The sequence below is a fragment of the Streptomyces sp. NPDC058619 genome, assembly GCF_042717785.1.
In the GTDB taxonomy this organism is placed as follows: Bacteria; Actinomycetota; Actinomycetes; order Streptomycetales; family Streptomycetaceae; genus Streptomyces.
Map to the genome: position 1 here is coordinate 1 of NZ_JBHXQN010000080.1, position 22,271 is coordinate 22,271.

At 74.2% G+C, this 22,271-nt stretch carries 20 protein-coding genes; 13 read left to right on the forward strand and 7 right to left on the reverse strand.

Annotation, left to right across the window (positions count from 1 at the left end; genetic code table 11):
• Both ACFWTC_RS35930 and ACFWTC_RS35935 read right to left on the reverse strand, forming a co-directional pair.
• Positions 1–1,650, reverse strand: a 1,650-nt coding sequence (locus tag ACFWTC_RS35930; RefSeq protein ID WP_384075015.1) for a condensation domain-containing protein, incomplete at its 3' end; no start/stop codon positions are given.
• 148 nt (positions 1,651–1,798) lie between these two features.
• Positions 1,799–3,274: a helix-turn-helix domain-containing protein gene (locus ACFWTC_RS35935; protein ID WP_384030065.1), complete on the reverse strand. Its 1,476-nt coding sequence runs from the start codon at positions 3,272–3,274 to the stop codon at positions 1,799–1,801.
• A 329-nt stretch (positions 3,275–3,603) separates the two neighbouring features.
• Between ACFWTC_RS35935 and ACFWTC_RS35940 the strand changes: the two genes are divergently transcribed.
• A complete protein-coding gene (locus ACFWTC_RS35940) occupies positions 3,604–3,786 on the forward strand; it encodes a hypothetical protein (RefSeq protein WP_383930442.1) in 183 nt (60 codons plus the stop codon).
• Between the two features lie 129 nt (positions 3,787–3,915).
• Here ACFWTC_RS35940 and ACFWTC_RS35945 read toward each other — a convergent pair whose 3' ends face one another.
• Complete coding sequence (locus ACFWTC_RS35945; RefSeq protein ID WP_384030067.1) at positions 3,916–7,233, reverse strand: BTAD domain-containing putative transcriptional regulator; 3,318 nt, start codon at positions 7,231–7,233, stop codon at positions 3,916–3,918.
• Positions 7,234–7,531: 298 nt separating this feature from the next.
• On the opposite strand from ACFWTC_RS35945, the gene ACFWTC_RS35950 reads away from it, so the two are divergent.
• Positions 7,532–7,864, forward strand: coding sequence for a nuclear transport factor 2 family protein (locus ACFWTC_RS35950; protein WP_383930437.1), 333 nt, complete (start codon positions 7,532–7,534; stop codon positions 7,862–7,864).
• Here ACFWTC_RS35950 and ACFWTC_RS35955 read toward each other — a convergent pair.
• Both ACFWTC_RS35955 and ACFWTC_RS35960 read right to left on the reverse strand, forming a co-directional pair.
• The gene (locus ACFWTC_RS35955; RefSeq protein ID WP_384030069.1) at positions 7,843–8,532 is read right to left on the reverse strand and encodes an alpha/beta fold hydrolase; all 690 of its coding nucleotides are present in this window, start codon (positions 8,530–8,532) and stop codon (positions 7,843–7,845) included. The two genes, ACFWTC_RS35950 and ACFWTC_RS35955, sit on opposite strands and share 22 nt — an antisense overlap.
• Before the next feature lie 26 nt (positions 8,533–8,558).
• A complete protein-coding gene (locus tag ACFWTC_RS35960; protein ID WP_383930431.1) occupies positions 8,559–9,851 on the reverse strand; it encodes a class I SAM-dependent methyltransferase in 1,293 nt (430 codons plus the stop codon).
• A gap of 222 nt (positions 9,852–10,073) precedes the next feature.
• Between ACFWTC_RS35960 and ACFWTC_RS35965 the strand changes: the two genes are divergently transcribed.
• Together ACFWTC_RS35965 and ACFWTC_RS35970 are read left to right on the forward strand one after the other, a co-directional pair.
• Positions 10,074–10,706 carry a histidine kinase gene (locus tag ACFWTC_RS35965; protein ID WP_384030071.1) on the forward strand — a complete coding sequence of 211 codons (633 nt, stop codon included), beginning with the start codon at positions 10,074–10,076 and terminating at the stop codon, positions 10,704–10,706.
• A gap of 154 nt (positions 10,707–10,860) precedes the next feature.
• A complete protein-coding gene (locus ACFWTC_RS35970; RefSeq protein WP_384030073.1) occupies positions 10,861–11,262 on the forward strand; it encodes a BlaI/MecI/CopY family transcriptional regulator in 402 nt (133 codons plus the stop codon).
• 202 nt (positions 11,263–11,464) lie between these two features.
• Here the strand turns inward: ACFWTC_RS35970 and ACFWTC_RS35975 are convergent, their stop codons facing one another.
• On the reverse strand, positions 11,465–12,010 hold the full coding sequence (locus tag ACFWTC_RS35975) for a TlpA family protein disulfide reductase (protein WP_383930424.1): 546 nt from the start codon (positions 12,008–12,010) through the stop codon (positions 11,465–11,467).
• 430 nt (positions 12,011–12,440) lie between these two features.
• Here ACFWTC_RS35975 and ACFWTC_RS35980 point away from each other — a divergent pair, with 430 nt between their 5' ends.
• From ACFWTC_RS35980 to ACFWTC_RS35990, 3 genes are all read left to right on the forward strand, one after another.
• A complete protein-coding gene (locus tag ACFWTC_RS35980; protein WP_383930421.1) occupies positions 12,441–13,778 on the forward strand; it encodes a hemolysin family protein in 1,338 nt (445 codons plus the stop codon).
• Complete coding sequence (locus ACFWTC_RS35985; protein WP_383930419.1) at positions 13,775–14,803, forward strand: hemolysin family protein; 1,029 nt, start codon at positions 13,775–13,777, stop codon at positions 14,801–14,803. The genes ACFWTC_RS35980 and ACFWTC_RS35985 overlap by 4 nt, the downstream gene beginning before the upstream one ends.
• A 182-nt stretch (positions 14,804–14,985) precedes the next feature.
• On the forward strand, positions 14,986–15,246 hold the full coding sequence (locus tag ACFWTC_RS35990; RefSeq protein WP_383930416.1) for a hypothetical protein: 261 nt from the start codon (positions 14,986–14,988) through the stop codon (positions 15,244–15,246).
• On the opposite strand, the gene ACFWTC_RS35995 is transcribed toward ACFWTC_RS35990, so the two are convergent.
• Positions 15,224–17,398, reverse strand: a complete 2,175-nt coding sequence (locus ACFWTC_RS35995) for a SpoIIE family protein phosphatase (protein ID WP_384030075.1) — start codon at positions 17,396–17,398, stop codon at positions 15,224–15,226. The genes ACFWTC_RS35990 and ACFWTC_RS35995 overlap by 23 nt on opposite strands.
• A 176-nt stretch (positions 17,399–17,574) precedes the next feature.
• Between ACFWTC_RS35995 and ACFWTC_RS36000 the strand changes: the two genes are divergently transcribed.
• The 6 genes from ACFWTC_RS36000 to ACFWTC_RS36025 all read left to right on the forward strand — a co-directional run bounded on the left by ACFWTC_RS36000 (position 17,575) and on the right by ACFWTC_RS36025 (position 22,064).
• Positions 17,575–17,940 carry a VOC family protein gene (locus ACFWTC_RS36000; protein WP_383930411.1) on the forward strand — a complete coding sequence of 122 codons (366 nt, stop codon included), beginning with the start codon at positions 17,575–17,577 and terminating at the stop codon, positions 17,938–17,940.
• Positions 17,941–18,755: 815 nt separating this feature from the next.
• Positions 18,756–19,685, forward strand: a complete 930-nt coding sequence (locus ACFWTC_RS36005; protein ID WP_384030077.1) for a chitinase — start codon at positions 18,756–18,758, stop codon at positions 19,683–19,685.
• 133 nt (positions 19,686–19,818) lie between these two features.
• A complete protein-coding gene (locus ACFWTC_RS36010; RefSeq protein ID WP_384030079.1) occupies positions 19,819–20,490 on the forward strand; it encodes a TetR/AcrR family transcriptional regulator in 672 nt (223 codons plus the stop codon).
• Positions 20,480–21,100, forward strand: coding sequence for a hypothetical protein (locus ACFWTC_RS36015; RefSeq protein ID WP_383930399.1), 621 nt, complete (start codon positions 20,480–20,482; stop codon positions 21,098–21,100). Before ACFWTC_RS36010 ends, ACFWTC_RS36015 begins: the two co-directional genes overlap by 11 nt.
• The gene (locus ACFWTC_RS36020; protein ID WP_383930396.1) at positions 21,093–21,713 is read left to right on the forward strand and encodes a hypothetical protein; all 621 of its coding nucleotides are present in this window, start codon (positions 21,093–21,095) and stop codon (positions 21,711–21,713) included. Before ACFWTC_RS36015 ends, ACFWTC_RS36020 begins: the two co-directional genes overlap by 8 nt.
• Before the next feature lie 138 nt (positions 21,714–21,851).
• Positions 21,852–22,064, forward strand: a complete 213-nt coding sequence (locus ACFWTC_RS36025) for a hypothetical protein (RefSeq protein ID WP_383930393.1) — start codon at positions 21,852–21,854, stop codon at positions 22,062–22,064.
• The last annotated feature ends 207 nt before the right edge of the window (positions 22,065–22,271 follow it).

Here is a 22,271-nt window from a genome sequence, read left to right on the forward strand (position 1 = left end):
GATGCCGGCCAGGTCTCCGCGGCCCAGGCCCTGTCCGGCGAGGTGGTGGGCGAGCCGGTTGGCGCGGGAGTCCAGTTCCCCGTACGAGAGTTCCTCGTCGCCGAAGACGAGGGCGCGGGCGTCCGGGCGGAGGCGGACCTGCTCCTCGAACCGGTCGACGAGAGTCGCCCCGCCGATGTCCGTCCGCGTGCCGGTCCACTCCTCCAGCACCTGGCGCCGCTCGGCCTCACCCAGCAACTCCAGCTCCGAAACCGGGAGTTCCATCGCCTCGACGGTTCGTTCGACGAACCGCAGGAACCGGTCCTGGTGTCCGGCCACCGCCGCGAGGTCGCACACCTCGGGAGCCGCGTCGAAGTCGATCCGCAGCCCGCCCTCCGGCCCCAGGTCGTAGACGCCGACCGCCAGGTCCTCCACCGGCCCGTTGCTCAGGTTGTGCTGCGTGGTCGGGAACCCGCAGAACCGCATCCCCGGGGTGAACGCCATGATGTTGACGAGCGGAGCCGAGATCCGCCGCTCCGCCTCGCCCAGGCCCAGGTCCCGGCAGATGTCCTCGTACCGGGTGCGCTGGTGCGCCAGCCCGCGCCGGGTCTCCCCGACCACCACCGCCAGCAGCTCGGCCGGCGTGCCGTCGGGCGCCACCGGCACCCGCAGGGGCACCACGTTCGACATCATGCCCGGCGTGCGCCGCGCCAGTTCCGTACGCCGGCCCGTCACCGGCAGGCCCAGCACCGGTTCGGTGCTCCCGCCCACCCGGTGCACGTAGGCCCCGACCAGCGCGATCACCAGCATCGTCCACGGCGCCCGGTGCGCCCGCGCCACCTCGCGCAGCCGGTCCGCCCGCGCCGGCGGCAGGACCACCGTCCGCCGTACGAACGGCAGCGCACCCGGCGCCGTACGCCCGCTGCGGCCCTCGCCGAGCCGCGGGGTCTGCGGCAGCCCGGTGAGGTGCTCCGCCCAGTGCGCCCGGTCGGCGGCGGCCTCCGGCGACGTCCGGTACGCCTCGTCCTCGGCCAGCAGGTCCGCCATCGACCCGAACGGACTCGGCCCCCACGGCTCACCGGCCGCGGCCCGCTCGTACAGCTCGACCAGTCGCCGGTCCATCAGGGCGATGCCCATGCCGTCGACGGCCAGGTGGTGGAAGGCGTGGAAGTAGAACCACCGCCGCTCGCCCCGCTCCGTCGTCCCGGCGGCGATCAGGACGTGGCGGGTCAGCCAGCCGCCCTCCAGGTCGAACGGGCGGGCCAGCTCCGCCGACATCCAGGCCCGGCCGGCCGCGCCGGGGTCCGCCTCGCCGCTCAGGTCCAGCAACTCCAGCTCCCGATCGCCCGGTTCGGGGTGGACCAGCTGCCACAGACCGCCGTCCCCGTCCCCGTCCCCGTCCCCGTTGCCGTTCCCGGCTCCGTCCTCGTCCGATCCGGTGCCGCGGATGCGCAGGCAGTCCGCCTCGCGGGCCAGCTGGTACCAGGCCCGGGCGAGCAGTCCCGCGTCCAGGTCGCCCAGGATCTCCCGGTACTCCCCGATGTTGTAGCGGCAGCCGGACGCGTCCAGCCCGTGGGCCATCCAGATGTCGCGCTGCGCCGCCGACAGGGGCAGCCGCACAGCGGCCGGCCCGTGCGCGGCTCTGCTCTGTTCAGACGGCTCGGTGGACATGCGCGGGCTCCTCAAAATGGTCTCCGTGGCGGGCGGTCGAGCTCTGTTCACGTACGGGTACGAGATCTGCTGCGTGGTCCGGCCGTACGCCATCCAACCCGCGGGCCCCCGGCCCCTGCGGCAGTTGCTCCGGCACTCGGCGAGCAGTTCAGGCGGCAGTGGCGGCAGCCGCACGCGGCGCCCGGCAGGCGGCCCGGACCAGACCCAGCACCCGGAACCGGGAGTTGCCGCCCTCGTGCGCGGCCCGTACGACACCGCTGATCAGCAGCTCGCGCAGCATCCGGCCGGCCTCCGCCAGACCGGGGCCGGGCCGGCCGGGGGCCTCGGTCAGGGCGGTGATCCCGGCCAGGTCGAACTCGTCCCCGGCGCCCGCGCACAGCGCCTCCAACAGTCCGCGTGCGGCGGGCGAGAGCCGGGCCAGCCGGTGCCCCAGAGCCCCCCGGAAGCCGGCCGTGCCCGCCCGCCCCCCGAGGTGGTCGAGCAGGGCCACCGGGTCCTCGTCGAGGCTGCGGCACAGGGCGGTCAGGTCGCACACCACCAGCCAGGAGGCGGCTGCGGCCAGCGCCCCGGGATGCCCGTCCAGCCCCCGGCAGACCCGCGCGGCCCGTTCCGCGTCGGCCGGGGTCGGCGCGAACTCGGGCCGCACCCGCCGGACGTGGTCGAGGAAGACCCGGACCGCCGGAGTCGTCGGATCCACCGCGCCCGCGGCCGGCACCTCCAGCGGGGCCAGCAGGAAGATCCGCTCCCCGGGCACCTCCCACGGCTGGTCGGAGGTGACCAGCAAGCGCAGCCCGGGGCAGGCGCGCAGCAGCCCGGTCAGCCGGTCGAACCGCAGCGGGCCCCCCGTGGCGCCGTCGAGCACAAGCAACGCCGCCTGGTCGCCCAGCAGTTCGGCAAGGGAGTCGACAGCGCCGGTGAGGACGCCCCCGTTGGCGCTGCTACCGCCGCCACCGCAGTCGCTGTCCGTACGGGTGCTGCCGCTGCTGCTGCCTTCGTACGCAGGGTCGGGGGCCGGGGCGCCGGCTTCCCCGCCCGGTGCGGGGGCCGGGGCGTGCAGCTCGGCCACCGCCGCCGCGACCAGGGCCGCCGGGTCGCCCTCCGGGCAGCCCAGGTGGTCGGCCGCCGCGCCGGGGAAGGCGTGCCAGAGCACCGGGAGCCCGGCGCCGTGCAGCCGTTCGGCGACCGCCAGCGCCAGCCGGGTCTTGCCCACCCCGGTCAGCCCCACCAGGTGGACCAGGCGTTCGGCCCCCGAGGCGAGCTCCCGTTCCAGCACCGACGCCTCGGCGTCCCGGCCCACCATCGGGTGCAGCGCGGTCGGCGGCGCAGGCGGCTGCTCCCAGCCCGCTCCGGTCGCCCGGCCCTGCTGGGCGGCGGCCTCCAGCGCGGTCCGGGCCCGGGCGCCCAGCCGCAGCGCGTCCGCCATCAGGCGCACCGTGTCGGGGCGGGGCCGTCTCGCCTTGCCCTGCTCCAGGTCGCGGATGGCCCGCACGCTGATCGTGGACAGGTCGGCCAGCTCCCGCTGGGTGAGGCCTATCCGCAGCCTGTGGGTCCTGATGAGCATGCCCAGACGGGGGGTGTCCCGTACCGGAGTGAGGGCGGCGGCGACGTCGGCCGTGCTGTTCATGTGCGCTCCCGGCGGTGGTGGTGGGGAACGGCTGGGCCTGGGGTGACACGGCCCGGTTCCTGCTTCCCATCGTCGGCAGCGCGCTATCGCCCCGGCATCCCCGCACGAACCGCGCCCGGCAGCCGGTCCTATCACCCGACGGCCCCGCCCCCGGCCGTCCACGACGCCGCTATCACCGGTCTCCGCCGCTCCTGTCGCGTCTCCAGAACCGTGATAGCGCGGGGATAGGAGCGGGGCCGGTGCGGGGATTCCGGCTGTTCCTAACGTGATGCCCAGAACGAAGGAAGCGCCCCGGAAAACCCGGGGCGCACCGATGAAGGGACTCAGAAATGACGCTCGCCACCGCCTTCCGCACCGCCCTCGTCACCGTCGCCATCGCCGGAGCGGCCGTGCTCGGCACCCAGGTCGCCCAGGCCGACGGACCGGCCGCCCCCGCCACCACGGCCGGCGTCACCGGCCCGGCGGCCACCCCCTCGCCGAGCACCTCCACCGACACCAACCCGTGGGACTGACACCGGCCCCACCGGCTCCCCCGGGGCGGCCGGAGCCGAGGAGGTGCCCGTGGCGGCCACACCCCGGAGACCCCCACCGGATACCGCACCCCGATGCCAGACAGATGTCAGGCCGACGTCAGGCCGGCCTCACACCCCCGCCGCGGACCCCGTAGCAGGTGCGCGGACGGCGCCCGAGCCCAGACCCGGGTTCAGGGACGAACCCGACGCAGAGCCCAGGGCCGCGTCCAGCGCCGAACCCACGACCGGCACCAGCGCCTGGCCCAGGACCGGACCCATCGTCCGGGCGGGCAGCGGTCCGGAGCCCAACAGCCGCTGAGCCTCCGCCAGTTCCGCATCCATCCGCCGCTCGCGGAAGACCCGGACCGAGCTCTCCAACAGCTCCCGGGAGCGGGAGCGCTCACGGGAGCTGCCGCCCGCCATCAGCAACCGTGCCAGGTCCAGCCGGACCACCGCCGCACCTCCCTGGTCCATGATCTGCTCGCGCACCGACAGCGCCTGGGCGTAGAACCCCCTGGCCGACTCGCCCCGCCCCAGCTCCGCGTGCGCGTGCCCCAGGTCCCGCAGCAGGTGTCCCTCGCCGATCACGTCACCGCTGTCCCGGCACAGCTCCAGTACCTCGCTGAACGTCCTTACCGCGCGTTCGTGTTCGCCCTGGGACTGCAACAGCTGACCCGCCCGGCGCAGCGTCCGCGCCTGACCGCCCGTGTACCCCACCGAACGGTAGATGCCGAGCGCCTCGTCCAGCCGGTCCTGCGCGGCCGAGGACTGTCCGCGCACCATCCAGATCTGCGCGCTCTGCGTCAGGACGATGGCCCGGCCCACCACGTCACCGACCCGGTCGAAATCCCGCAGCGCCCGGTCGTACAGGGTGAGCGCGCCCTCCTCGTTGCCCCGCATCCGCTCCAGCAGGGCCAGGTCACGGTGGCACAGGGCCAGCCCGTGGCGGTCGTCCAGCTCCTGGAACAGTCCGAGCGCCGCCGTGAGCGCCGTCCGGGACTCCTCCTTCTGGCTCCGGCCGAGGTGGAGGACCCCGAGCGAGCTGAGCAGGGCGGCCGTGCCGCGCGTGTTCCCGGCGGCCCGGACGGCCTCCAGGGCCAGCCGGTGCGTGCGCTCCCACTCGTCGAAGTAGCCCCGGCCCTCGAACAGGGTCGTCAGGGTCGTCGCCAGGTCCCAGCACAGCTCGTCCATCCGCGCCTCGGCGGCGTGTTCGACGGCCTGCACCAGGTTGGCGTGCTCGCTCTCCAGCCACTCCAGCGGGTCCACCAGCAGTTCGTCGACACAGGCGGCCGGCGGCTCCCAGCGCGGAGCGCTGCCGTGCAGCACCGTGAAGTCCCCGCCGTAGATGCGCCGGTGGGCCTGCTCGGCCAGCGAGAGCCAGCCGCCCAGCATCCGGCCGAGCGCCGCCGTCTGGGTGGCCGGCTCGTCGTGCTCGGCGAGCTGCTCCCGCGCGAACACCCGGATGATCTCGTGGAACCGGTAGCGGAAACCCCCGGTGGACTCGACCCCGACGACGTCCAGCATCTGTACGTCGACCAGCGGTTCGAGGAGGTCGGACGGGAAGGGCGGGTCGTCGTCGAGCAGCGCCCCGGCCATCCAGCCCGGCAGCGTCGGACCCTTCGCGAGGCTCAGCAGCCGCAGCAGCCGGCGGTCCGGGGCGGCCAGCCCGTCGTGCGTGAGCGAGAGGCTGGCCCGCATCGTCATCTCGCCGTGGGTCAGCTCGTCCAGGCGGTGCCGCTCGTTGGCGAGCCGGTGCACCATCGACGCCAGCGTCCAGTGCGCGCGGGCCGCCAGCCGGGCGGCCACGATCCGCAGCGCCAGCGGCAGGCCGCCCACGGTACGGATCAGCGCCTCGGCCGCCACCCCCTCGCGCTGCACCCGGTCCGCGCCGATCACCCGGACCAGCAGCTCCAGCGCGTGCTCGGTGCTCATGACGTCGAGCTCGACCCGGTGCGCGCCGGGCAGTCCGGTGAGCCGGACCCGGCTGGTGACCAGCACCGCGCAGCTGCGGCTGCCCGGCAGCAGCGGCCGGATCTGGCTCTCGGACGCCGCGTCGTCCAGTACAACCAGCACCCGGCGGGAGGCCATCAGGGTCCGGTACATCTCGGCCCGCTCGTCCTGCGACTCGGGGATCACCGCCCCGGGAATGCCGAGCGCCCGCAGGAACCGGCCCAGCACCTCGGCGGAGGTCGCGGGAGCACCCGTGCCCCGCAGGTCGCAGTACAACTGGCCGTCGGGGAAGCCGGTTTCACTGAGCCGGTGGGCGATGTGCGTGGCCAGCGTGGACTTGCCCGTACCGGGCTTGCCCACCACCACGGCCAGCCCGACCGCGCGCCGGCCGCCCTCGCCCAGCAGCGTCCGCTCGATCCGGGCGATCTGCTCCTCGTCGCCGACGAAGTCGGATGTGTCGGCCGGGAGTTGGCGCGGGACCTCGTCCCGGTACGCGGCCGCCCCGTCCGCCGCCGGGAGCGCGGGCGCCCGACCCGGCACCGCACCGGACGGCTCGCCGGGGGCGGCGGGCCGGCCGTGGTCCGCGGCCATCGCACCGGAAGCCGTGGCCGGCTCCGGACCCGACCCGGAGACCGGCACCGCCGCCCCCGCGTCATCGGTGCCCGCTGCCTCCACGGCGCCGCCGTAGCCGCCGGCGGCCGGACGGTACGGCGGCGGGACCTCGCCCGCCAGGATCGCCGACTCCAGCGCCCGCAGCTCGCCGCCCGGCTCCAGGCCCAGCTCCTCCACCAGCAGTTCGCGCCCGACCCGGTAGCTCTCCAGGGCCTCGGCCTGCCGGCCCGAGCGGTACAGGGCCAGCATCAGCTGCCCGCGCAGCCGCTCCCGCAGCGGGTGGACCCGTACCAGCAGCTGGATCTCCCCGACCAGCTGGTGGTGGCGGCCCAGGTCGAGCTCCAGCTCGATCCGGGTCTCGGCCGCGGTGAGCCGCTCCTCGTCCAGCTGCAGTGCCTTGCTGCGCAGCGTCTCGCTGGACACCCCGCTCAGGCAGTCGCCCTGCCACAACTCTGCTGCCGCGCGCAGTAGTTCCACCGCCCCGGTCAGTCCGCCCTGCTTGGCCAGCGCGCGGGCGTCGGCCACCGTACGGGCGAACATCGCTGCGTCGACGAGGTCGCCCTCGGTCTTGAGGACGTACCCCGGGGGCCGGGTGGTGATGGCGGCGGCGATCGCCGCCGAGCTGAACAGCTTGCGGAGCCGGGACACGCAGATCTGCACCTGCGTGCGCGCGGTGTCCGGGGGCTCGTCGTCCCAGATCAGGTCGACCAGGTAGTCCGTGCTGACCACCCGGTTCGCCTCCAGCAGCAGCGCGGCGAGGATGACCTCCTGCCGGCCCGGGGGGATGCGCACCGGCCCCGCGTGGCCGGTCACCTGTAACGGTCCGAGGATCCGGAAAACCACCGCGTCCGGGGTCGGCGGAACCCCGCCGGGCGAAACGGTCATGAGTCTCCCAGCTGGGGCATGCCTGATCCCGCTCGCACCGTGTGCACGACACGGTCGAGCCGGGAGGGAATACGGGTGGAGCGGGGGATCAGTCTTCCCGAACACGTCTCCGGTTGTCCATGGTGTGGAGATTTCGTGGGGGGCCACAGGGGGTGCCGGTTCCGGCCATCGTGGCCGGTGGACGGCTCAGGGGGCGTCCGCGCCGGTGATAGGGCGGGGATAGCCCCGAGTTGCGCATCTGGCGCAGGGTGTACCTGCCGCCTTCCGGAGGGGACGCGGCCGTACGAAAGGACGTCCCATGAACCGTCGGTACACCAGGCGGATCCCGCCCAGCTCCGTCATCACCGACTCGGGGGTCGACCACGTACGCCTCGCGTACCACTACCTCGACAGCGGCGACCTCGACGGCTACGGCTCCCTCCTGCACGCCGGCCCGCTGGGACCCGACCTGGAGGGCCCCGGGGCCCGCGGCGCGCGCCACGACATCATCCGGATCGTCGCCGAAGGGGACTGCGTCGTCGCGATGGGCCGGCTCTCGCCGCAGCAACGGGACTTCGTCGACGTGTTCACCCTCTCCGACGAGGGCATGCTCCGCGCCTGCCGCCGCTACTACTCCGCGCTGCCCCGCTGAACCCGGCCGGCCAGGGCGTCCGGCAGCGGGACCAGGCCGAGGAGCCCGAGGGTCAGGGACGTGGTGGTGCGGTGCCAGGCACGGGCGTCGCGCAGCATCGCGTGGCCCCCGACCGCCATGGGCACCGCGAGGGTGTGCGCGCCGATCCGGTCGGCGCGGTTGAGGAGCTCCCAGGTCTCCCGCGCCGACGTGACGCGGTCGGCCGGGTCGTGGAGTGCGGCGACGCACCGGCCGCGCAACTGGTCGACCGGGTCACCGGGCGGGCACCAGGGCGCGAGGGCGACGACCCCGCGCACGCGGGGGTCGCCGGCCAGCCGCAGGGCCGCGCGGCCGCCCATGGAGTGGCCCACGAGCACCACCGGGACGTCGCCCGCCGTGCGCAGCAGGGCCCCCAGGGCCTCCCGGGCGTCCTGGAGCGCGTCCGCCCGCCCGCCGTTCCAGCCGCGGTGCCGGTAGCGCACGTGCCCGACCAGGACGTGGTCGTGATGGGTGGCGCGGATGATGTCGGTGGCGAAGGGGCGCATCCGCAGGGCGGGCAGGTTCAACCGGGGCGGCGCCTCCAGGGCGTCCGCCCGCCCGCCGTTCAGCACCAGCACGGCGGCCCGGGGCGCGAAGGGCGCCCAGCGGACCGCCAGGGCGTCGTGCGCGTCCACCGTCGTCGGCTCCATCGTGTCCTCCCGCGTTCCCGTACGTCTCAACGCGCCCCCTCCGGTGCCGGGTACCAGTCGGCCGGCGTGGGCGCCATCGCGGACCCGCCGTCGCGCGCGGGCCGTACGGCGAGGATCTGGTCCACCCCCATGCGCCGTTCGGCGAAGGCCAGCGAGCTCCCCGCCAGGTACAGCCGCCAGACGCGCGCGGTCGTCTCGCCGACCAGGGAGTCGAACTCGCACCACCGGTCCTCGAGCGTCCCGCGCCAGGCATCGATGGTACGGGTGTAGTGCTCGCGCAGGGATTCGACCGAGCGGACTTCGAGACCGGCCCCCTCCAGGACCCCGACGGTCCGGCCAACAGGCCGCATGTGCATGTCGGGGGCGATGTACGCCTCGATGAACGCACCGCCGCCCGGTGCGTTGGCGCCGCGGGACATCTGCTGCACCAGCAGGCGGCCGTGCGGCCGCAGCGCACCGTGCAGCAACGAGGCGAAGGCCGGGTACTCGGCGTCGCCGACGTGCTCGCCCATCTCGACGGCCGTGACGGCGTCGTACCCGCCGGCGTCGATGTTCCGGTAGTGGCGCAGCTGGACGTCGACGAGGTCGCCGAGTCCCTCGCGCTCCACCCGGTCCGCCACGAAGTCGCGCTGCCGGCGGGAGAGGGTCACCGCCGTCACCCGCGTCTTGTGGAAGCGGGCGGCGTGCAGGCCGAGGGCGCCCCAGCCGCAGCCGACGTCGAGCAGCCGGGATCCCTCGCGGAGCGCGAGCTTGCGGCAGATCAGGTCCAGCTTGTCGTGCTGCGCCTGCTCCAGGCCGTACGCGGGGTCGTCGGGCCGGGTCCAGTAGGCGCACGAGTAGGCCATCGACGGGTCGAGGAGGAGGGAGTAGAACTCGTTCGACAGGTCGTAGTGGTGGCTGATCGCGGCCCGGTCGCGGGCGGAGCTGTGCAGCCGCCCGCCGAGCCGGGCCCGCGGCGCGTCCGGCGCACGGGGAGGCAGGCCGACCACGCCCAGACCCACGGCGAGGCTCGTGACCTGGGCCCATCCGGCGCCGGTCGGCCGGACGCGGCCGTGGTCGCGCACGGACTGCCAGGCCGCGCCGAGGCCCTCCGCCAGGTCCCCCTCGATGTCGAGGTCACCGGTGATGTAGGCCTCGGCGAGCCCCAGCTCGCCCGGCTGCCACAGCAGCCGGCGCAGGGCCCGCGGGGAGCGCAGGACGATCACGGGGGCGTCCGCGGGGCCCGCCTCCGTCCCGTCCCACGCGCGCAGGCGCACGGGGAGGGGACCGGCGAAGAAGTGGTCCAGCAACTCCGCCAACCGGTCGGCAACGGCCCTCATCACACGTCCTCCAGGATCCGGGGCGGCTGTCGCCTTGCCGGATGCCCGGCGGCCCGTTCATCCGTTCTTCGTAGCGCCCGAGGCCGCGGATTGGTGGACGGCGCGAGCAGGCCCGTGCGGCCCGGGCGGGCGGTGGCGTGTCGCGGGAGGCGGGCGGCGCGGCCGCGGGTTCCACTGGGGGACCGGGGAGTGCTCGGCGGGTAGTGCAGGAGGACAAGCGACATGGCGGAGAGCCACCAGGTGCTGCTGATCTCGTTCACCGGGCCGGCCGCCGGCCGTGCGGCGTTCCAGGAGGCGCTCGACCTGCCGGGGCTGCGGCAGGCGGCGGTCGTGGAACGCTCGGCCGACGGGCTGCTCGACGTACCGGAGAGCCATGTCAGCGGCGCCGGCATCACGACGGCGGGCGCAGGGCTGGTCGGCGGCCTCGTCGGCCTGCTGGGCGGGCCGCTCGGCGTGCTGCTGGGCACGGCGGCGGGTGCGGCGCTCGGCGGCGCCGCCGAGAACCAGCAGCTGCTGGAGGGCGGCGCGGGCCTGATCATGCTGAGCAGGCGGGTCGACGAGGGGGCCTCGCTCCTCGTGGTGGATCTGCGCGAGTCCTCGCCGCAGCCCGGCGACGACCTCGCGCGGCGGCACGGCGGCACGCTGGAGCGGATCTCGGAGAAGGAGTTCGCCGCGCAGGTGCGGGCCGCCGAGGAAGCGGCGGAGGAGAGCGACGAGGACCCGGCGGCGGAGACGGTCACGGGGACCACAGCGCCGGCGGACGGGACGCCGGAGCGGAGCCCGGGACGGACACCGGAGCGGGAGGCGGGCGGGCCGGCGGGTGGGAGGCCGGCCGAGGGGGAGCGGCCCGCCTGATCCGGGGCGGGGGTACGGCCCACGGCCGTCGGGGCCGGCGCAGCGGCCCGGCGGCCGGGCCGTTCCCCGCCGCCCGGCGGAGGGTTCCCGCGGGCTCAGTACGATGGGCCGCACCTCACGTGGAACACGCGATCCCCGGACGGGAGGCCTGAGGATGCGAACCCGGCACGGCACGGGGGACGCGCTGCCCCCACGACGGGGCCGGGGCGAGCTGGAGGCCGAGGTCCTCGCCGTCCTCGGCGGCGCGCCGGGACCGGTCACCGCGGGCTGGGTGCAGGAACGGCTCCCCGGAACCCTCGCCTACACCACGGTGATGACGATCCTCACGCGGCTGCACGCCAAGGGCGCGGTCGCCCGCGAGCGCGCGGGCCGTTCGTTCGAGTGGGTCCCCGTGGCCGACGAGGCGGGGCTCGCCGCGCTGCGCATGCGCAAGGTGCTCGACGGCGAGGCCGACCGGCAGGCGGTGCTCGCCAGCTTCGTCACCTCGCTCACGCCGGGGGACGAGCAGCTGCTGCGCGGTCTCCTCGCACAGACCGACGAGGAAGGGGTCGGCTGAACTCCCAGAGGCCGCGCCCTGCGGTGGCCGCCGGTGTTCACCGCGGCCGGGCCGGCCGCCTGGGGTGCCACGGTGGGGGCGGCGGCCTCCGCCCTGTCCCCGGCGGACGCCGCGTTCACCCTGTTCTTCATCCTCAAGGCGGCGGCGACCCCGCTGAAGGTGCGACCCCGCCGTAGGCGCGGTGCCCTCCCGGCCGTGTCGCTCAGCCCTCGTCGACGAGCGCGGCCAGCTCGCGGTCCAGGCTCCCCGTGTCGGCGCCGCTGCCCCGGTAGACGTCCTCGCCGTCCTCGTCGAGGAGGACGTACGTGTTGACCCCCTCGGCGCGGAAGCGGTCGCGCAGCGCGTGCTGCCCGTCGGCGAGATGGGTCACAGAGCCGCCCGTCGAGGGAGCGGCGAAGCCCTGGAGGCCGGCGCCGGCGCCCGGTCCGGCCACCGCGACCACGTGGACGCGGCCCAGGTGCCGGTCGGCGAGCGCGGCGGTCTCGAAGGCCTGTGCGGGGCACTCCGCGCAGGTCGCCCCGTAGAACCACAGCAGCACGGGCTTGCCCGCCAGCGACCCGGGGTCGAAGTCCGAGCCGTCTACGGTCTTCGCCGTGAAGCGGAGCGCGTCGGGGACGGCCTTCGCCGCGGACGGCGCCTGGGGTCCCGCGGCTCCCAGGACGGGTCCGGCGGTATCCGCCGACGTGCACGCGGCGAGGGGCAGGCACAGGGCGGCGATCAGGGCAGCCGCGGCGATACGAGAACGCATGGGGGGCACTCTCCCGGTCGGGTTCGGACCGCAACACCGGCAACCGGGGCCGGGACGCCGCCGTGCCGGCCGGCCCTCGGCCCGGGGTGCCCGGACAGGCCAAGAATGTATGCGTATGAAGAAAAGAAGATGCTATGAGACGCGGCCCCGGGTCCCGCTTCACCCGGACGGCGGACCGGTAGAGCGGTCCGTTCTCATCCTCTACAGAGTTGTAGAACCGTAGGGTGAAGCGGGGTGCCCGACGTGGCACCTTTGCCCGCCCTTTACGATTGCGGTGGGGACCCTCCCCACCGCGGAACCCCGCGGGGCCGCCGCACGGCGGCCCACCGAGTAGAAGAAGGAGCAGTAGACCCGCAATGGGTGAACCTCCCAGTCCGAGCCGTGCCACGCCCTGCCGGCGGATTCTTGCGACGGGAACGGGGGTAGCACGGTGACCGAAATCCTGCTGCTGCTCCTGGCCCTCGCTCTGACGCTGGCGTGCGCGGTGTTCGTGGCCGCCGAGTTCTCGCTGACCACGGTCGAGCGCAGTGAGCTCGAACGCGCCGCCGAGGCGGGCGAGCGGGGCGCCGAAAGTGCCCTGAAGGCCGCCAAGCGCCTGACCTTCCAGCTGTCCGGTGCCCAGCTGGGCATCACCGTGACCTCGCTGGTGATCGGCATGCTCGCCGAGCCGTCCGTCTCCGCGCTGCTGCGCGGCCCGCTGACCTCGCTGGGGCTCCCGGCAGGGGCCGTGGCGACCACGGCCACCCTGCTCGGTGTGGCCCTGTCCACCGTCGTGCTGATGGTGATCGGTGAGCTGGTTCCGAAGAACTGGGCGATCTCGCGCCCGCTGGCCGTCGCGAAGGTCGTCGCCGGTCCGCAGCGCGGCTTCACCACCGCGTTCGCCCCGCTGATCCGCCACCTGAACAACACGGCGAACCGCCTCGTGCGCCGTTTCGGCCTGGAGCCCGCCGAGGAGCTGGCCTCCGCCCGCACCCCGGAAGAGCTCGTGGCCCTCGCCCGGCACTCCGCCCGCGAGGGCGTGATCGAGGCGGACTCCGCCGAGCTCTTCGTGAAGACCCTGCACCTCGCGGAGCTGACCGCGGAGAACGTGATGACCCCGCGCGTCGACGTCCAGGCCCTGGAACTGCACGCGACGGCCGCCGACGCCGCGAAGCTGACGCTGGCGACCGGCCTGTCCCGGTTCCCCGTCTACCGCGACAGCCTCGACGAGGTCGTCGGCACCGTCCACATCCGCGACGTCCTGGCCCTGGACGAGGAGATGCGCCCGGTCACCCCGGTCGCCGACCTCATGACGTCCGCGCTGATGGTGCCGCACTCCCTGCCGGTCGACACCCTGCTCGGGCGGCTGCGCCGGTCGCGCACCATGGCCGTGATCATCGACGAGTACGGCGGCACCGCCGGCGTCGCCACGGTCGAGGACATCGTCGAGGAGGTCGTCGGCGAGGTCCGCGACGAGCACGACCCCCTGGAGGTCCCCGATCTCATCGAGGCCGCGGAACACCACGGCCGCCGCGTGTGGGAGGCCGACGGGAGCGTCCGGCTCGACGAGCTGGCGGAGATCGGCTTCGACGTTCCCGAGGGTCCGTACGAGACCCTCGCCGGGCTGATCGCCACCGAGCTGGCGCGGATCCCCGCCGAGGGCGACACCGTCAGCGTCGAGGGCTGGGAACTGTCCGTGCTCGACGTCGACCACCACCGCGCCGACCGGGTCACCGTCACGGCACCCCCGGCCGATACCGCCACCACCCTCCAGGAGCAGGGCCGATGACCGCGATCCAGCTGCTGATCGGTGCCTTCACCCTGATCACCAACGCCTTCTTCGTCGGCGCCGAGTTCGCCCTGATCTCCGTACGCCGCAGCCAGATCGAACCCGCCGCGGCCAAGGGCAACCTCCGGGCCAGGACCACCCTGTGGGGACTCGAACACCTCTCCGCGGTGATGGCCACCGCCCAGCTCGGCATCACCGTCTCCTCCCTCGTCCTGGGCGCCGTCGCCGAACCCGCCATCGCCCACCTCCTGGAACCCCCCTTCGAAGCCCTCGGCGTACCCGAAGCACTGATCCACCCGATCGCCTTCGTCATCGCCCTCACCCTCGCCACCTACCTCCACATGCTGGTCGGCGAGATGGTCCCCAAGAACATCGCCCTCGCCGCCCCGGCACCCACCGCACTCCTCCTGGGCCCGCCGCTGGTGGCCCTCACCCGGGCGCTGCGACCGTTCGTCTTCGGCATCAACGCCTTGGCCAACGTCCTGCTGCGCCTGCTGAAGGTCGAGCCCAAGGACGAGGTCGGCGCGGTCTTCACCGACGACGAACTCGCCCGCCTGGTCAAGGACTCCAGCGCCGCCGGATTCTTCGCCCCCGAAGACGGCGAGCGCCTGCGCGACGCACTCGAACTCGGCAAGCGGCCCGTCGGCGACATCATGGTGCCGCTGGACCGCGTCGTGACGGTCGGCCGCGACATCACCCCCCGCGCCCTGGAGCGGACCGCCGCGCAGCACGGCTACTCCCGTCTGCCGGTCGCCGGACCCGACGCGGAGATACTGGGCTACCTGCACATCAAGGACGCCCTCGCGGCGGCCGACCGCACCGCGCCGTTCCCGCGCAGCGCCCTCCACCCGATCATCAAGGTGTCCCTCGAAACCCCGCTCGACGACACGATGACCGCGATGCGGGCTGCGGGCACGCACCTGGCCGCCGTGACGGGCGCCGCGGCCGCCGTGATCGGCTTCGTCACCATGGAGGACCTGCTCGAAGAGCTCGTCGGCGCCGCGGCCCGGGGAGACGACGCCTGATCTGTGGCGCCCGACGGCCGGTAGTGCCTCCGTGCGGCGCCGGCCGTCGTCGGTTGCGGCCCGTCGTCGGTACCCGCCGACCGGGGTCCGCGGACCGCACCGCGCACCGCGGCCCGGGACCTGTCCGCGGCAGGTCCGTCACGGTCGCGACGGTCGGTCGTTGTGCCGTTATGGATGATTTCATGGTGAAGATCCCGGCCGACTGGCTCTCCCGGGTGTTCCTCTCGCTCCGCCACGGCACGTCCGACGACGCCCAGGTCGTGGCCGCGGAGCTCCAGCCGTTCACCGAGAAGCCCGGACAGCGGGTACCGGTGCCCCGCAACACGGTGCTGCGCACCGAGCAGGCACTCCAGGGCGAGCTGCGCTGCGTCGGGGGCGGCGCCCGCAGGGAGGAGCTGTCCGAGCAGGTCCGCTACCTGGTCAACGCCCGGCTGAGCCTGTAGCCGGGTCCGCGCCGGGGTCCGCGGTCGGGCCCGCGGGCCCGCACCGGCTGCGGTGGACGCGGGCCAGGACGAGGACGGTGTCGTCGGTGGGCGGGTCGGGCAGCAGGTTCGTCAGGATGCGGTCCGCCATCGCCTCCAGCGGCCCGGCCGCCCGGCGCACTTCGGCACGCAGCGTTTCGAGGCCCGCGTCGATGTCCCGGCCGCGGGATTCGATGAGGCCGTCCGTGTAGAGGACGAGGACCGCGCCGTCGGGCAGTGCCCGCTCCACCGTCCGGAAGGGCAGGCCCCCGACACCGAGGGGGATGCCCAGGACCTCGTCGATGGTGTCGACCGTGCCGTCCGGCCGGAGCACCAGCGGCGGCGGGTGGCCCGCTCCGGCGATCAGGGCGCGGCCGGTCGTCGCGTCGTAGACGAGGTAGAGGCACGTCGCCAGCTCGGTGCCGGCCTCCTGGGCGCAGGCGTCGAGCTCGGCGAGCAGCCCGTCGGGGCGTTCGTGGTGCGCCGCCAGTGCCTTGGTGGTGATGCGGAGCCGGCCCATGGCGGTGGCGGCGGGCACGCCGTGGCCCATCACGTCGCCCACCACGAGCGCGACCCGGTCGCCCGGGAGGCCGATCACGTCGTACCAGTCCCCGCCGACCTCGGTGATGCGGCTGCCGGGCAGGTAGCGGTGGGCCACGTCCACGTACGGGCCCGTCGTCAGGACATCGGGCAGCAGGGCCCGCTGGAGGGTGAGCGAGATGTCCTGGACGCGGCCGTACAGACGCGCGTTGTCCAGGCAGATCGCGGCCCGCGAGGCGAGTTCGCCGCCCAGGGCGAGGTCGTCCCCGGTGAAGGCGGGCCGGTCCGCGGACCGGCCGAAGATGACGAGCCCCTGCACGGTGTCCCGGGCGATGAGCGGGGCGACGAGGATGCACGCCACCCCGCTCTCGGACAGGAGCCGGGCGCGGGACTCGATGAGGACGGTCCGGGCGAGGAAGTCCGCGTCGACCACGGCGGACACGGGCCGGCCCGTGCGCAGCATGTCGTGGATGACGGAGCCGGGCGGGTACCGCACGCGCTCCACTCCGCTGACGAGTTCGGTGGCCGGGGGCGGCAGGACCGTCCCCGAGGCGATCCGGCGGGTGATCAGCGGGCGGTCGGGGTCGAACAGCTCGGTGTCGTCCATCCACTCCACGACTTCGACCACGGCGCCGTCGCAGAAGTCCGGCATCACGGCGCCGACCAGCTCCTGGGCCGTGCGGCGCAGGTCCAGGGTGGTCCCGATGCGTGCGGAGGCCCGGTCCAGCAGGGCGAGGCGACTGCGGGCGGCGGTGGCTTCCAGAATGGCTCGCTCGCGGTCCGTCACGTCCACCATCAGCCCGCCCACGCCCGGGCGGGAGCCGGCGACCCCGCTGAGCGGGAAGAAGCTGACCGACCGCACCTGGTCGCGGTCCGGATGCCCCCGGGTGCGCAGGCCCACCAGGGTCCCCACGACCGGCACCCCGCCGCCGGCGACCGTCTTGACCATGCGCCGGTACTCGCCGCCGTCGGACATGATCATGACTTCGTCCACGGGCTGCCCGATGTGCTCCGCCACGGGGATCCCGTCCATGTCCGCCAGCGCCTGGTTGAGGTGGACGTAACGGAGGTCCTCGTCGAGCATGACCAGCCCGATGGGGCAGGTCTCGAAGAGGGCGTCGAGGAAGGCCAGGTTCGTCTTGACCCGGTCCAGCTCGTCGCTGCGGCTCGCCAGGCCCATCACCACCGACCGGCCGCCGGCGCCCTGTACGGGGAAGACCCGGAAGCCGCACGCGAAGGAGCTGCCGTCCCGGTGCCGCGCCGTGAGCCGGCCCCGCCAGTAGCCCTGGGTGCGGGCCCGCTCCACGAGTGCGGCGCAGACGTCGGCGGCGTTGCCGCCGGAGGAGCCGGGGTCATCGGAGCCGTCGGGGTTGCGCGAGCCGTCGGGGTCGTCGGCGAACAGCAGGGCGCCTGGCCGTCCCAGGGCGGAGGCGGCCTCGTGGCCGAAGAGGTCCTGGGCGCCCGGCCCCCAGTAGTGGACGAGGCCGTCGTCGCCGAGACCGAAGACGGCCACCGCCACGTGCTCCAGCAGGGTTCCCGGCTCGGACCGGAACGGGCCGCCGCGGGCGTCGCCCCCCGGCCGGACCGATGGCACGAGGCGCCCCTTCCACCCGTCGTTCTGTCCCATCCAGTATGCGGAGGGCCTCCGCCGGGCGCGCCCCGGCGGGAGCGGCGCCCGCCCGGAGCACTGGCGCGCGGGCGGGTGCAGGCGTACGGGGCCCGGCGTACGGTGGGTGAGGCAGCCTCCGCACAGCGTGACGGGAGTCCTACATGGCCGGCGAGGTCTCCTTCTTCGAGCTCGGCGTGGGCGACGCCGAGCAGGCCCGTACGTTCTTCGGCGGGCTGTTCGGCTGGACCTTCGAGCCGGGCACGACCGACGGCGGTGGCTTCGCGATCCGCACGCCCAACGTGCCCGGGGGGCTGCACGGCCACGACGCCGGCGCGAGCCCCTACCTGTTCTTCCGCGTCGACGACATGCGGGCGGCGCTCGTACGGGTCCGCGAACTCGGCGGCACGGTCGACGACGTCGAGCTGGGCGGCGGCGACGATTCGATCGCCCGGTTCGGCCGCTTCCAGCTCTGCCACGACGACCAGGGAACCCCGTTCGGCCTGCACCAACCCCCCACGCCCGACTGAAGCCCCCGCCGCCACGGCCCCGATCAGCCCGTACGAGCTGATGCCCCTGGGCGACGGTTGCCGGCTCGCCGACGGCCCGACGGCCACCCGGTCCGTTGGCCCCGCCCCGCACTCCGCGGCCGGTCGAACCGCCGAACCCGGCAGGTTGAAGGCCGGTCGAAGGGAGGCCACCCGGCGCGCCATGGGCGACGCGACGCCCTCCTCACCCGGCACGCGCCCCCGCTCGTCGTCGGGGCCACCGGCGCACCAGCAGGTCCACCCGCGCGCTCGCCGTCGAGCTGGACGGCAAACCGAGGCGCCCCCGTCGTCCTTGCCGAGCAGGGTGGCAAGTGCCTCGCGGACTGCGACGAACCGCGGGCTGGACCACCTTGAGGCCCGCCTCGACGGGGACGTCGACATGGCCGAGGTCGCCCGGATCGCCGCGGTGCAGGAGCGCGGTCGCGCGGGGCGGCGGGAGCGCCGGGGCGGGGACACCCGTACCTGGACGGCGCCCTCAGTACGGCGGGTGACGTCCCCTTCCGGGCCGGCCGTCGGTCCGCGTGCGACCGGTCCGGCCCGCTGCAATCGACCGCCGTGGCGTACCGGGCCGAGGGAAGCGCTCAGGGGTTCAGTCAGGACTCTTCTTGTTGGTCCAGACCTATTGACCGCGCTTCCGGCGGCTCCTACGATCCGGTCCGGCACAGCCCCACCTGTCCGCACCTCACCCAGAGCCGGGCGTCACGCCCCCACGCGCCGGTCATGTCCATGGCGCTCGGCGGGAAGCGAGCACGCCATGTTCCGTCGGAAGCCGCGCACTTCACGTTCGTCGCCGCGCGATGTCGGTCCCCGCCCGGACCCCGGCGGAGAACTGGGACGGCGCCGCGAACGGTGTCCACCTCGGCATGGGTTGGGTCCCCATCACGGACAGCCGGATCGCGGCGCACGGCTACAACGTCATCAACGCCGCCTTTCCGGTGATCCTCTCGGACGGCACCGTCCTGTGGCAGGACGGGATGGACGCGACCGTCAAGGTCTCGACCCCCGCCGAGATGTGCCAGGCCAAGGCGGCCGGGGCGACGATCCTGATGTCGATCGGCGGTGCCACCGCCGGCATCGACCTGAGCTCCAGTACGGTCGCCGACCGCTTCGTGGCGACCGTCGTCCCGATCCTCAAGAAGTACAACTTCGACGGGATCGACATCGACATCGAGACCGGCCTGTCCGGAAGTGGCAACATCAACACGCTGTCCGCCTCCCAGGCCAACCTGATGCGCATCATCGACGGCGTGCTGGCCCAGATGCCCGCGGGCTTCGGCCTGACGATGGCCCCCGAGACCGCGTACGTCACCGGCGGAAGCGTCACGTACGGGTCGATCTGGGGCTCCTACCTGCCGATCATCAAGAAGTACGCGGACAACGGCCGGCTGTGGTGGCTGAACATGCAGTACTACAACGGCAGCATGTACGGCTGCTCCGGCGACTCCTACCAGGCCGGTACCGTGCAGGGCTTCACGGCGCAGACCACGTGCCTGAACAACGGCCTGACCATCCAGGGCACCACCGTCAAGGTGCCCTACGACAAGCAGGTACCCGGCCTGCCGGCCCAGCCCGGCGCGGGGGGCGGCCACATGTCGCCGGCCCTCGTCGGCCAGGCGTGGAACGCGTTCGGCGGCTCGCTGAAGGGGCTCATGACGTGGTCGATCAACTGGGACGGCTCGAAGGGCTGGACCTTCGGCGACAACGTCAAGTCCCTCCAGGGTCGTTGATCGCCGGCTGACCTGACGGGCCCAGGTGCGCCGCTCCGATCCGGAGTGGTTCACGGGGGCCGGGGCCCCGGGATCGAGCTGAGCACAGGTGGGTGTACTAGCGGTACACCCTAACGGTGCGTACTGTCGGTTCATGCCACTTCCGCGATTCGAGCGGCTGCCGGCCGGCCGTCAGGAGCACTTCCTGGCCGTCGCCCGGCGGCACTTCGCCGACTACGGGGCCGAAGCCGCCTCGTACAACAAGATCATCGAAGCGACGGGCTTCTCGAAGACCGCCGCTTACCAGTACTTCGACGGCCGGGACGACCTGCTCGGGGCCGTCCTGGACGGGGTGCGGGAGCGCCTGCTCGGGGCGCTCGGGCCCTGGAGGCCGGCCGGGCGGGCCGAGGAGTTCTGGGCGCGGCTGGACCAGGGGTCGAAGGCCCTGGTGACCCACCTGTACGCGCACGCCGACGACCTCGCCCTCGCCGACGCGTCCCTCGCGCACGCGGGGGACGGGCAGTGGATCGGCTGGTTCGGCGCGGTGGTCGACAACGGGCGCCAACTCGGCGTCGTCCGGCCCGACATCGACCGCGAACTGCTGGTCGCGGCCACCGCCGCGGTCTTCCGGGCCGCCGACGCCTGGGCGCTGGCCGCCCTGCGGGAGACGGAAGCCGGCGGCTCCGCACCGGCCGCGGACGGGGGCGGGGACGGGGAGGAGCAGGTGTGGAGCCTGCTGCGCGGGCTGTGGACCGCGCCCGGGGGCACCGCCCCGGGCGGCGGGGGCGGCAGCGCGAGCGGGGAGGGCGGCGGACGTGCGGGCTGACCTGAGCATCGATTGGGAGATACCGCCGACCGCGCCCGGCTGGGCGGGAGGCCTGGACCGGTTCATGGGGCCGGGCAAGACCCGCGCCGAGTCTGCGGTGGAGGCCGCGGGCGCGATCGTGTGCGCCGGCGTGCTCGCCGCCGGGATCTGGTCCACCGGGACCGCCCGCGCGTGGAGCACCGTACAACTGGTCGTCGTGGTGCTGGCCGGGCTCGACCTGATCGGCGGGGTGCTGACCAACGCCAGCAACGCCGCCAAGCGCTGGTACCACCGCGAGGCCCCCGGAGTCCGGCGGGCCCGCCTGCTGTTCGTCAGTGCGCACCTGCTGCACCTCGCGGCGATTGGCCTGGTCGTGCTCTCCGGGGACTGGATTTGGACGCTCGGCAACGCCGCGCTGCTCCTGACGGGCGCCCTCGCCGTGGAGTTCACCCCGCTCCAGCTCAAACGGCCGCTGTCGATGGCCGTGTTCATGACCGCCGTCCTCCTCAACCTCTTCTGGCTGGAGGTGCCCGCTGCCCTCGCCTGGTTCGCACCCCTGTTCTTCCTGAAGCTCCTGGTGTGCCATCTCGTACCGGAGGCGCCGATGGAGCGGCGGCGCCGCGATGCCTGAGCCGGTGCCCGCGCCGGAATCCGTACCCGGGGTCAACGGGCAGGCGTTCGTGGCCGACTGCGCCCGCGTGCTGACCGACGCCTTCGCCCGGGAACCCTCCACCTCCTGGATCTGCGGTGCCTCGACCGCCGTGCGGGGGCGGTGGTTCGACGCGACCCTGCGCGCCCAGGCCACCCTGCCCGGCGTACGCCGCTACACCCTGGCGGGGGTGGACGGCCGTTGCACCGCGGCCGCCGTCCTGACCCCGCCCGGGCTCGCGCCCGGGGCCGGAACGCAGGCGCGATGGGCGGCCCGTACGCTGCTCGGCTGCGGTCCGCGCCCTCTGCGGCGGACCCTGCGCTACCTGCACGTCACCGAAGCCGGCGTGCCCGCCGGCTCCTGGACGCTGGAGTTCATCGGCGTCGTCCCCGAGGCGGCCGGACGCGGAGCCGGCCGGCTCCTCCTGGACCGCCTGCTCGGCGACGTACCGCCTGCGTCGGGGGTGTTCCTCACCACCGCGGATCCCGAAAACGTTTTCGTGTACCGGCACTTCGGGTTCACCACCCTGCGGCAGCTGTCCGTCGGCCCGCTGGACGTGACGGCCATGTGGCGCCGGGGCGCGGGAGGTCCGTAGCCCCGGCACCCGGGAGGTGGCGGGGGCGTGGCACGAAGACCCGGCCTCCGGCATGGCGGTGAGGGGATGCGTGTCGGGGGAGGTGAAAGCCCTGGCCGGAGGTGGCGTGGCCGTGGACGGAGCGCCGATAGTGATCCGGTGACACATGGGAATGAAAGCGGTCAAGACGCCGCACAGGACAACAGCGGCATCTCCGTCCTCGCGATTCCGCTCGGCCTGGTGGCCGGAGTGGTGGTGGGCGTGTTCCTCGACAACGTGGGGCTCGGGCTCGCCATAGGACTCTCCGCGGGTGCGGTGGTCAGCGCGATCGGCTCCGCGCGGAGCACACCGGGCAGCGCCGACGACGCCTGACCCCCGGCCGCCCGCACGGCCGTACGCCCGTCAGCCCGCGGGAGGGACCGGAGCACCGGTACCCGGCGGCCCCTCCCGCGGCGTACCTGGTGATCAGGCCGGTGACGCGACCAGCCCCGCTTCCGGTGTCGTCCGGTTGTGGTGGTGGTGGGTGGGTTGGGGGGTTGGGGTGGTGGGTGTGGTGTCGGTGAGGAGGGTGATGAGGGT

Excerpts from the sequence above, each read along its gene's own strand:
- ACFWTC_RS35940 (WP_383930442.1), top strand. The coding sequence starts at position 3,604 with ATGACGCTCGCCACCGCCTTCCGCACCGCCCTCGTCACCGTCGCCATC.
- ACFWTC_RS36000 (WP_383930411.1), top strand. The coding sequence starts at position 17,575 with ATGGCCGGCGAGGTCTCCTTCTTCGAGCTCGGCGTGGGCGACGCCGAG.
- ACFWTC_RS36005 (WP_384030077.1), top strand. The coding sequence starts at position 18,756 with ATGTCGGTCCCCGCCCGGACCCCGGCGGAGAACTGGGACGGCGCCGCG.
- ACFWTC_RS35935 (WP_384030065.1), bottom strand. The coding sequence starts at position 3,274 with ATGAACAGCACGGCCGACGTCGCCGCCGCCCTCACTCCGGTACGGGAC.
- ACFWTC_RS36010 (WP_384030079.1), top strand. The coding sequence starts at position 19,819 with ATGCCACTTCCGCGATTCGAGCGGCTGCCGGCCGGCCGTCAGGAGCAC.
- ACFWTC_RS35990 (WP_383930416.1), top strand. The coding sequence starts at position 14,986 with ATGGTGAAGATCCCGGCCGACTGGCTCTCCCGGGTGTTCCTCTCGCTC.
- ACFWTC_RS35950 (WP_383930437.1), top strand. The coding sequence starts at position 7,532 with ATGAACCGTCGGTACACCAGGCGGATCCCGCCCAGCTCCGTCATCACC.
- ACFWTC_RS35975 (WP_383930424.1), bottom strand. The coding sequence starts at position 12,010 with ATGCGTTCTCGTATCGCCGCGGCTGCCCTGATCGCCGCCCTGTGCCTG.
- ACFWTC_RS35945 (WP_384030067.1), bottom strand. The coding sequence starts at position 7,233 with ATGACCGTTTCGCCCGGCGGGGTTCCGCCGACCCCGGACGCGGTGGTT.
- ACFWTC_RS35955 (WP_384030069.1), bottom strand. The coding sequence starts at position 8,532 with ATGGAGCCGACGACGGTGGACGCGCACGACGCCCTGGCGGTCCGCTGG.
- ACFWTC_RS35965 (WP_384030071.1), top strand. The coding sequence starts at position 10,074 with ATGGCGGAGAGCCACCAGGTGCTGCTGATCTCGTTCACCGGGCCGGCC.
- ACFWTC_RS35985 (WP_383930419.1), top strand. The coding sequence starts at position 13,775 with ATGACCGCGATCCAGCTGCTGATCGGTGCCTTCACCCTGATCACCAAC.
- ACFWTC_RS35970 (WP_384030073.1), top strand. The coding sequence starts at position 10,861 with ATGCGAACCCGGCACGGCACGGGGGACGCGCTGCCCCCACGACGGGGC.
- ACFWTC_RS36020 (WP_383930396.1), top strand. The coding sequence starts at position 21,093 with ATGCCTGAGCCGGTGCCCGCGCCGGAATCCGTACCCGGGGTCAACGGG.
- ACFWTC_RS35960 (WP_383930431.1), bottom strand. The coding sequence starts at position 9,851 with ATGAGGGCCGTTGCCGACCGGTTGGCGGAGTTGCTGGACCACTTCTTC.